This is a genomic window from Yoonia sp., from assembly GCF_017854565.1.
Classification (GTDB): Bacteria; Pseudomonadota; Alphaproteobacteria; order Rhodobacterales; family Rhodobacteraceae; genus Yoonia.
This window is the reverse complement of the sequence record NZ_JAFMHJ010000081.1, coordinates 1-7,193: the sequence shown is the minus strand read 5'-3', so window position 1 is coordinate 7,193 and position 7,193 is coordinate 1. Positions and strand designations below refer to the sequence as shown.

8 protein-coding genes are annotated in these 7,193 nt (G+C 61.0%); 1 reads left to right on the top strand and 7 read right to left on the bottom strand.

Features of this window, described 5'->3' with window-relative positions; translation table 11 throughout:
• Nucleotides 1–136: 136 nt before the first annotated feature.
• The 7 genes from QZ196_RS16815 to QZ196_RS16785 all read right to left on the bottom strand — a co-directional run bounded on the left by QZ196_RS16815 (nt 137) and on the right by QZ196_RS16785 (nt 6,698).
• A complete protein-coding gene (locus QZ196_RS16815; RefSeq protein ID WP_296428488.1) occupies nt 137–766 on the bottom strand; it encodes a GNAT family N-acetyltransferase in 630 nt (209 codons plus the stop codon).
• Nucleotides 767–948: 182 nt separating this feature from the next.
• A complete protein-coding gene (locus tag QZ196_RS16810; protein ID WP_296428486.1) occupies nt 949–1,242 on the bottom strand; it encodes a DUF1330 domain-containing protein in 294 nt (97 codons plus the stop codon).
• 456 nt (nt 1,243–1,698) lie between these two features.
• Nucleotides 1,699–2,139: a nuclear transport factor 2 family protein gene (locus QZ196_RS16805; protein WP_296428484.1), complete on the bottom strand. Its 441-nt coding sequence runs from the start codon at nt 2,137–2,139 to the stop codon at nt 1,699–1,701.
• Nucleotides 2,139–3,836, bottom strand: a complete 1,698-nt coding sequence (locus QZ196_RS16800) for a dihydroxy-acid dehydratase (protein WP_296428482.1) — start codon at nt 3,834–3,836, stop codon at nt 2,139–2,141. The genes QZ196_RS16805 and QZ196_RS16800 overlap by 1 nt, the downstream gene beginning before the upstream one ends.
• The gene (locus QZ196_RS16795; protein WP_296428479.1) at nt 3,833–5,125 is read right to left on the bottom strand and encodes a TRAP transporter large permease; all 1,293 of its coding nucleotides are present in this window, start codon (nt 5,123–5,125) and stop codon (nt 3,833–3,835) included. Before QZ196_RS16795 ends, QZ196_RS16800 begins: the two co-directional genes overlap by 4 nt.
• Nucleotides 5,122–5,646 (bottom strand): TRAP transporter small permease, encoded by a 525-nt coding sequence (locus QZ196_RS16790; RefSeq protein WP_296428477.1) that lies wholly within the window; start codon nt 5,644–5,646, stop codon nt 5,122–5,124. Before QZ196_RS16790 ends, QZ196_RS16795 begins: the two co-directional genes overlap by 4 nt.
• A 44-nt stretch (nt 5,647–5,690) precedes the next feature.
• Nucleotides 5,691–6,698, bottom strand: coding sequence for a TRAP transporter substrate-binding protein (locus QZ196_RS16785; protein WP_296428475.1), 1,008 nt, complete (start codon nt 6,696–6,698; stop codon nt 5,691–5,693).
• Between the two features lie 119 nt (nt 6,699–6,817).
• Between QZ196_RS16785 and QZ196_RS16780 the strand changes: the two genes are divergently transcribed.
• On the top strand, nt 6,818–6,970 hold the full coding sequence (locus QZ196_RS16780; RefSeq protein ID WP_296428474.1) for a hypothetical protein: 153 nt from the start codon (nt 6,818–6,820) through the stop codon (nt 6,968–6,970).
• The last annotated feature ends 223 nt before the right edge of the window (nt 6,971–7,193 follow it).

The window sequence follows — 7,193 nt, the reverse complement described above, 5'->3', positions numbered from 1 at the left end:
TTGTCGGATTTGTCGCCGCTGCAGCTCGCGCTGACAGCAGCCACAAACCTTAGACAAAGCGCCAGTTCGCTGCAGCTGCGCGAAGGTCTGCTTTGCGAGAATGCGATTGGCTAGCACTGCCCGATCAAAGTGGCTATTATTTCGTGGTGCGGTCGGCGGACGTCGAAAACATAACAACCGAAACCCCGTCCACCTGCCTCAAGCCGCAGCTTTCCAGCATAGCGCGTGACGGGGCATTGTCTTGTGCGACAAACTCCATCGTCGACCCCGCTCCAAGTTCGGTGACTGCGGCAAGGTTGCAAAGCGCGTCCATGTATTTGCCAAGTCCCAGACCGCGCAGCGCCGGATCGACCGCGATAAGGCCGACCCACGCTGAATTGTAAAATCGGCTATGGCGGTTGTGGGTCATGGCAGCAAAACCGGCGGCGACGATGTTGTCATTTGCGTTTTGCAAGGCAATCAACCGTGCCGGAAAAAGCTTGCCGAGCAGGGCATCCGTCGAGAACGGGGAGACGCCCTGATCCGCTAGGAAAGCTTGGATTTCGCGGGCCTTTTGTGGGGTCAATACTTCGTCACCCGCGCGTACCAATCCTTCGGGGAGTGCGACGTCCACGATTTTTCCGCAGACGTCCCGAATGGTCTCGGCGTCTGCCAAGAACAGGTCCCAAACATGCAATTTGGGATCAAAGCTGCCCAGTTCCGTTTTCGCGGTTTCGATGGTCGCCGCGTCGGCCCCTCGCAATGTCACCAGTCCTTCTTCAGACATGATCCTTCGCAAGTAATCCCAGCCCAACGCAGCAGGATCGTCGCTTGAAAAGGTGCGGGCGTGAACCACTGCGCCCGGCAAGTCCAGGAGTTCGGCCACCTGCTCATCTCTGGCTTGTTGAAGAGCCTGGATCTTTGGCTCGCCGTAATATGGATTGAAAGAAGCCGCCATTCCGGGATCCTCTATGCCAGCTTGTCGACTAGGATCGCGTTCAGCGTCGATCCCGTTTGGCGCAAGACCGCAAGCGCCTGAAACTCTTTCGACCCCCAGAAGTCCTTCGCGAAACTGCGGTCTGGAAATTTGATGATGAAGGCAGCGTCTGGAAGCGCACTGTCGCCCTCCAGGCTCTCGGGATCGCCGCCCCTGACCAGAAACTGCCCGCGATGTCGCGCGACAACTTCCGGGATCTTCGAAAAGTATTCGTCCATCCAGTCACGACTGTGGATCTGCATCTGTCCGATTACGAATGCTGTCATTTTACAAAGTCTTTTCGCTGAAAGGATCAGTGCGAAGTGTGCCATCGCGGCCGCAAGAATGTCAAACTGAACATGTCGCCTTGCGTCCCTCAACCGGCTAGAACCGGACATTCACGCAAAGCGCAGCATTAGGCCCTTCGGGCTCTGACCTGCCTTCCGCACTGCAGCGTAATCTTAATGTCCCACACCATTCTGACCGACGAGGACGGCCCGGAGCCGACCTTGAGGACGGTCGCCGAATGCTGCGGGTGCAGCCCGCAATACCGCCATTCGATGCGGGTGCCAAATCTCGGAACGCTCGAATCCACAGATCGCGGGACAAACCGTGACTTCGCTGCGCAGGCAGGCTCTGCTCGCGACGGGGGCTTTGCGCCATGAATGGGTCAACAGGAACCCGTTCGCGGGTACCCGTGTGCGACTTGGCGGATGGATCGTCGTTTCGTTCTTTGTGCTGGACTAGTCGAGGTCGAAGAGTTTTTTGAACCGGTCGAGGTTCTCAGTCGAGGGCCGCATCGGGTCATAGCCCTGCTCGGGATGCGGCTGAACCACATCCCAGTGTTCGGCCATCTGGCCGTTCTCATTGAACCGAACGAAGTCGGCGAAAACATGCGTTCCACTTATCTTGTGCAGGATCACCATATCGCCCTGCGAAAAGATCTGGACTGGGCGCCAGTCATGCCGGCCCGGACGGCGGTGGCCGACCTCCTGGATGTACTTGCGCACGCCTTCACGGCCCTGACCGATGCCAGGTGTGTGCTGGATGTAGTCCTCTGCCACCAGTTCATCGAGAAGCGCGAGGTTATCGCCGTGCATGATCTCGTCCATGAACCTCAGCACGGTCTTTTCGTTCTCGGTCAGATCATCGCGCGTCCACGGATCGTAGGGGTTGGGTTCCATCAGTCTAAATCTCCACTTGTGTCCACGGCCCCGGAATGTGTGACCGCCCCGCGCTCGGCCCCCTGTACCGAAGCCGCGTATTTTTCCAAAAGCCCGCCGTGGCGGGGCATGGTGGGTGTGCCATGCGCCGCGCGGCGGCGTGCAAGCGTGGCGTCATCGACCTCGAGCGTGATGCTGGCCACTTCGGGATGGGCGTCGATGGCGATGATGTCGCCATCCTCGACCAGCGAGATCGGCCCGCCGATTGCAGCCTCGGGCGAGGCATATCCGATGCACATGCCGCGCGAAGCCCCTGAGAACCGGCCATCGGTCAGAAGCGCGGTTTTGGCCCCCATCCCCTGGCCGTAAAGCAGCGCGGTGATGCCCAGCATCTCCTTCATTCCGGGCGCGCCTTTCGGGCCTTCGCCGCGGACGACCAACACGTCGCCTTCTGCGTAGGTGCGGGTTTCCACGGCATGTTGTGCCGCTGCCTCGCCGTCGAAGACGCGGGCCCGGCCGCGGAAGGTGAGAGACGGGAGGCCCGCGACTTTCAAAAGGGCACCTTTGGGGCAGAGATTGCCGGTCAGAACAACGACGCCGCCGGTTGGTGCGATGGGGTTGGAAAGGGGCCGGATCACCTCGCCGTCCGGTGGTGCGGCGTCGGCGACAGCCTCGGCCAGCGTCTGGCCGGTCATGGTGAGGGTGGTGCCATCGACATATCCGCCTGCGATCAGTTCCTTGAGGATCACAGGCGTGCCACCTATGGCGTTGACATGGGTGGCAAGATACGCGCCGCCGGGGCTGAGGTTGCCAATCAGCGGGGTGCGCTGGAAGACGCGGGCTGCGTCTTCGATCCCGAAATCGATCCCGGCCTCGTGGGCGATGGCTGGAATATGAAGCGCGGCATTGGTCGATCCGCCTGTCGCCGCAACGATGGCGCAGGCGTTTTCGATCGCGGTGCGGGTGACGATGTCGCGGGGCAGAGGCCCGTTGCCCTCGATGGCCGCCACCACATGGCGCGCGGCATCGTGCATGATCTGCACCCGGGCGGGATCTGTCGCTGGCACCATTGACACGCCGACCGGCGAAAGGCCCAGTGCCTCGGAGACCATACCCATTGTGTTCGCGGTAAACTGGCCTGCGCAGGCCCCTGGACCGGGGATCGCGTGGCGTTGATACTCCTCCAGCTCTGCCCGGTCCGCTTCGCCCGCGATCATCCGACCGACGGTCTCAAATGCGTCAAGCGCAGAGACTTCGCGTCCGCGGACTTGGCCTGGCCGCGTCGCGCCGCCGTGCAGGAACGCGCCCGGAGCATTCACGCGGACCAGGCCCATCATCAGACCCGGCAGGTTCTTGTCGCAGCCGCCGATCGAGATCAGCCCGTCCCAGCAATGCGCGCGCATCGTCGCCTCGACACTGTCGGCAATGAGCTCTCGTGAGATCAGCGAGAAGCGCATCCCCGGATGGGCCATGGTCAGCCCGTCGGAGACCGAGACCACGGGCGTTTCGTGCGGGTAACCGCCCGCTGCCCGCACGCCCTCGGCCGCGTCGCCGGCCTGTGCGCCAAGGTTCATGTTGCAGGGGCTCATTCCACCGCCGGTATGGGCGATGGCGATCTGGGGTTTCGCGATGTCGTCATCACTCATTCCCATGCCGTAGAGAAACGCTTTGGCGTTCTCACGCATCAACGTGGAATAGATGGTCGGAAATCGCCTCATTGCATCGTCTGCGGTAGCCACAGGACCAGCGCCGGGAAGGCCACCAGCAGAACCAGACGCAGGATGTCAGCACCAACAAAGGGCAGCACGCCCTTGAATATCTTCGTCAGTGAGATGTCCCGCGCAATTGAATTGATGACAAAGACATTCATACCCACAGGCGGCGTGATGAGACCAAGCTCCACGGTCATCACGATGATGACGCCGAACCAGATCGGATCGAAACCCAATTGCGTGACGATGGGAAAGACGATGGGCACCAGCAAGATGATCATCGCCATCGCATCCAGAATGCAGCCCATCAGCACGAAGAACAGCAGGATCAGCGCAAGTGTGCCGTAAGCGCCAAGGTCGAGCGCCACGAGCCAGGCAGTGATCTTTTGCGGGCTTTGCGTGATGGCAAGGAAATAGCCAAAAATGATCGCGCCGATCAGGATCGTATAGATTGCGACCGACGTGCGGAGAGCCTCGACAAGGCTGTCGAGCAACAAACGCGCCGATAGCTTTCCGCGCAGTATGCCGATCAGCGCAGTCAGGAAGGAGCCGACCGCAGCGGCCTCGGTCGCGGTGGTGAAGCCGAAATAGATCGATCCAATGATCAGAAAGAAGAGCAGCATGACAGCCCAGACGCCCGAGAGCGAGCGGATCGCCTCGCCCAGCCGGAAAGGCTCGCCTGCCGGCAGGCGGCGACCATAGGCAAAGCGCACCGCGAGCATATACATCAGGATCGCGAGGAGGCCCGGCACGATTCCCGCGATGAAGAGGACGCCCACGTCCTGTTCGGTGATGTAGCCATAGACCGCCAACACCACAGAGGGAGGAATCAGGATGCCGAGAGTGCCGCCGGCGGCGATAACGCCGGTCGAGACCTCGTCGGGGTAGCCCGCCTGCTTCATCTCGGGCAGCGCGATCTTGGTCATGGTCGCAGCGGTCGCAACCGAAGAGCCACAGATTGCGGCAAAGCCCGCGCAGGCCCCGACGGTCGACATGGCCATGCCGCCGCGCATGAACCCGAACCAGTGTCGGCCCGTACGGAAGAGTTCGCGGGACATCCCGGAATTGGTGGCCAAAACGCCCATCAGGACGAAGAACGGAATGAGCGTGAGGTTGAAGTCGGTTACGGTGCGGATCGGAGATTGGGCAAGAAGGTTGAGCGCGGGTTTCCAGCCAACGACGGCGGCAAACCCGCCAACGCCGACAAGACCCATGGCGATGCCGATCGGGACGCGAAGGATCATCATTGCAAAGAGTGCAGCAAACCCCGAGATTGCGATAAGGTCGCCGCTCATGCTTCGTCTTTCACATCAATACTTTCGTAATGGTCGAGCGTACCTTGCCCGGTTACGATCAGGATCAGGCGTGCCAGAATGGCGGGCAGGCTGAACACGACACCCAGCCAGATCAGGCCCATCATCGGCCAGGCGCGCAGGCGCAGGTCCATCGTGGATTCGTTGCTGGCAGCGGCACTGGAGACGCGCCCGAACATCTTCCATGCCAAAAGAATGGTGAAGATCAACAAAACGGTCCAGGCGAAGGCGTCCACCCACCTGCGGAGACCGGCTGGCAAACGCTCAGCGAAGATATCGACCTTGATATGCGACCCACGGTAACCGACGCTGGCAAAGCCCCACATAATTGCCGCCCCCAGCAGGAGGCGCGACATGTCGAAGGCGTCCGGCAAAGGATACGCAAAGAGATAGCGCCCGGTTGCGGACGCCACGACAAGAACCGTGACGAGGCCCATGATGATGCCTGCCACGATCTCGATCCCGTGCGAGATCCGTTCGAGTATCGCTTGAAGTCGCTGCATGCGTCTAAGCGGCGGGCAGCCGGATGGCCGCTCGCCTCTTGAACTCAGAAGCGAGCGTCGAGGCGCTCAAGCGCCTCGACATAGCTGTCGTAGATTGCCTGGGCGTCCGCGCCGACCTCTTCCTTCCATTGGTCGATGAGCGGCGTGGCTGCATCGCGCCACATCTGGACCTCGTCCTCGGTCGGCACATAAAGCGTGTGCTCACCGGACTCGATCATCTTCTGCCGACCCGAGGCTTCGTTCGCTGCCCAGCCTTCAGAGAACCGGCGAGACCATTCCGGCGTGCAATGGTCATCAAGGATGGCCCTCAGATCGTCGGGCATCCCGTTATATGTGTCCATGTTGATCAGCAGAAGCTGCGCCGAGATGTAGAACGGCATGTCGAGGTGATACTTTGTCTCGCTGTCGATCCCAAAGATGTAGATCGAGTTCCAGGGAAAGGTGATCGCATCGGCGGTACCGTTTGCCATGGCCTCGCGGGCTTCCGGTGCGGGCACCTGGACCGGGCCACCGCCAAGCGAGCTGACGAAACGCGCCATCGTCGCGTGGGCGGGGCGGACGTTCAGACCGTCCACGTCACCCGGCACCTTGATCGGTGCTTTCGAGTGGAAGGTGCCTGGATCATGCGGGTTGGCAACGCAGAATTTGACGTCCTTCATCTCGGTCTCGGCGATTGGGGCGTACCATTCGTGTAGCGCCTGCGCGCCGCCGGTGGCGTTGTTGGCGTGGAACGGGATCTCGATCAGGCTGTAGATCGGGAAGCGCCCCGCCTGATAGCCGGGGTTGGTGTATGTGATATCGGCAATGCCGTCTCGCGCCATATCGTAGTGGTCCGGTGCGGCACCCAACTGCTGTGCCGGAAAGATCGTCACGGCGATACGGCCATCCGAAGCCTCGGACAACGATTGCACCCAAGGCTCGATCCCCAGGGTCTGGATCGGATGCGTCGGCGGCACCCAGTGCGACAGCCGGAGCGTGACATCCTGTGCCACGGCGGCCCCAGCGGTGAGCGCGGCGATTGCGGCACCCGAAAACAACGTTCTGAATTTCATAATTTTCCTCCCAGACTTCATGCCCGGCTCGAACCGGCCGGTTTGCCGTTGGAGAATGGCCGATTAAATTCCATACAGCAAGTCTCTCGCGAGTTTCTGTCAGAACGGAAAGAAAGTGGATGACGATCACCCTTGACGGCTCCAGCCTCACCCTGTCCGACTTGGATGCGGTTGCGCGCGGCGAAGCGCTGGTGGCGGTCAGCCACGACGCTGCTGTCTTTGCACGTGTGCAAGGTCTGTGTGAGGCAAAATTCCGCTATGGCGGTATCTGAAAATCCTCGCTGCGAAGCGGCGAATGTCCACTTCCCGCCGTTCGTGAGGGATGACGCGAACGGCCCTTTGCTGCCGTTCAAGACCACCTCAAGATGCTGCGGTGCGGCCCTCCAAAGCGGCCACTCGTGCATCGCGCAGCATTTTGGTAGGCTGAAGCGTCGGTGTGCGGACAGAGCGCCAATTCGCTGCAGCCGCGCCAAGGTCTGCTCTGATAATTCAGAA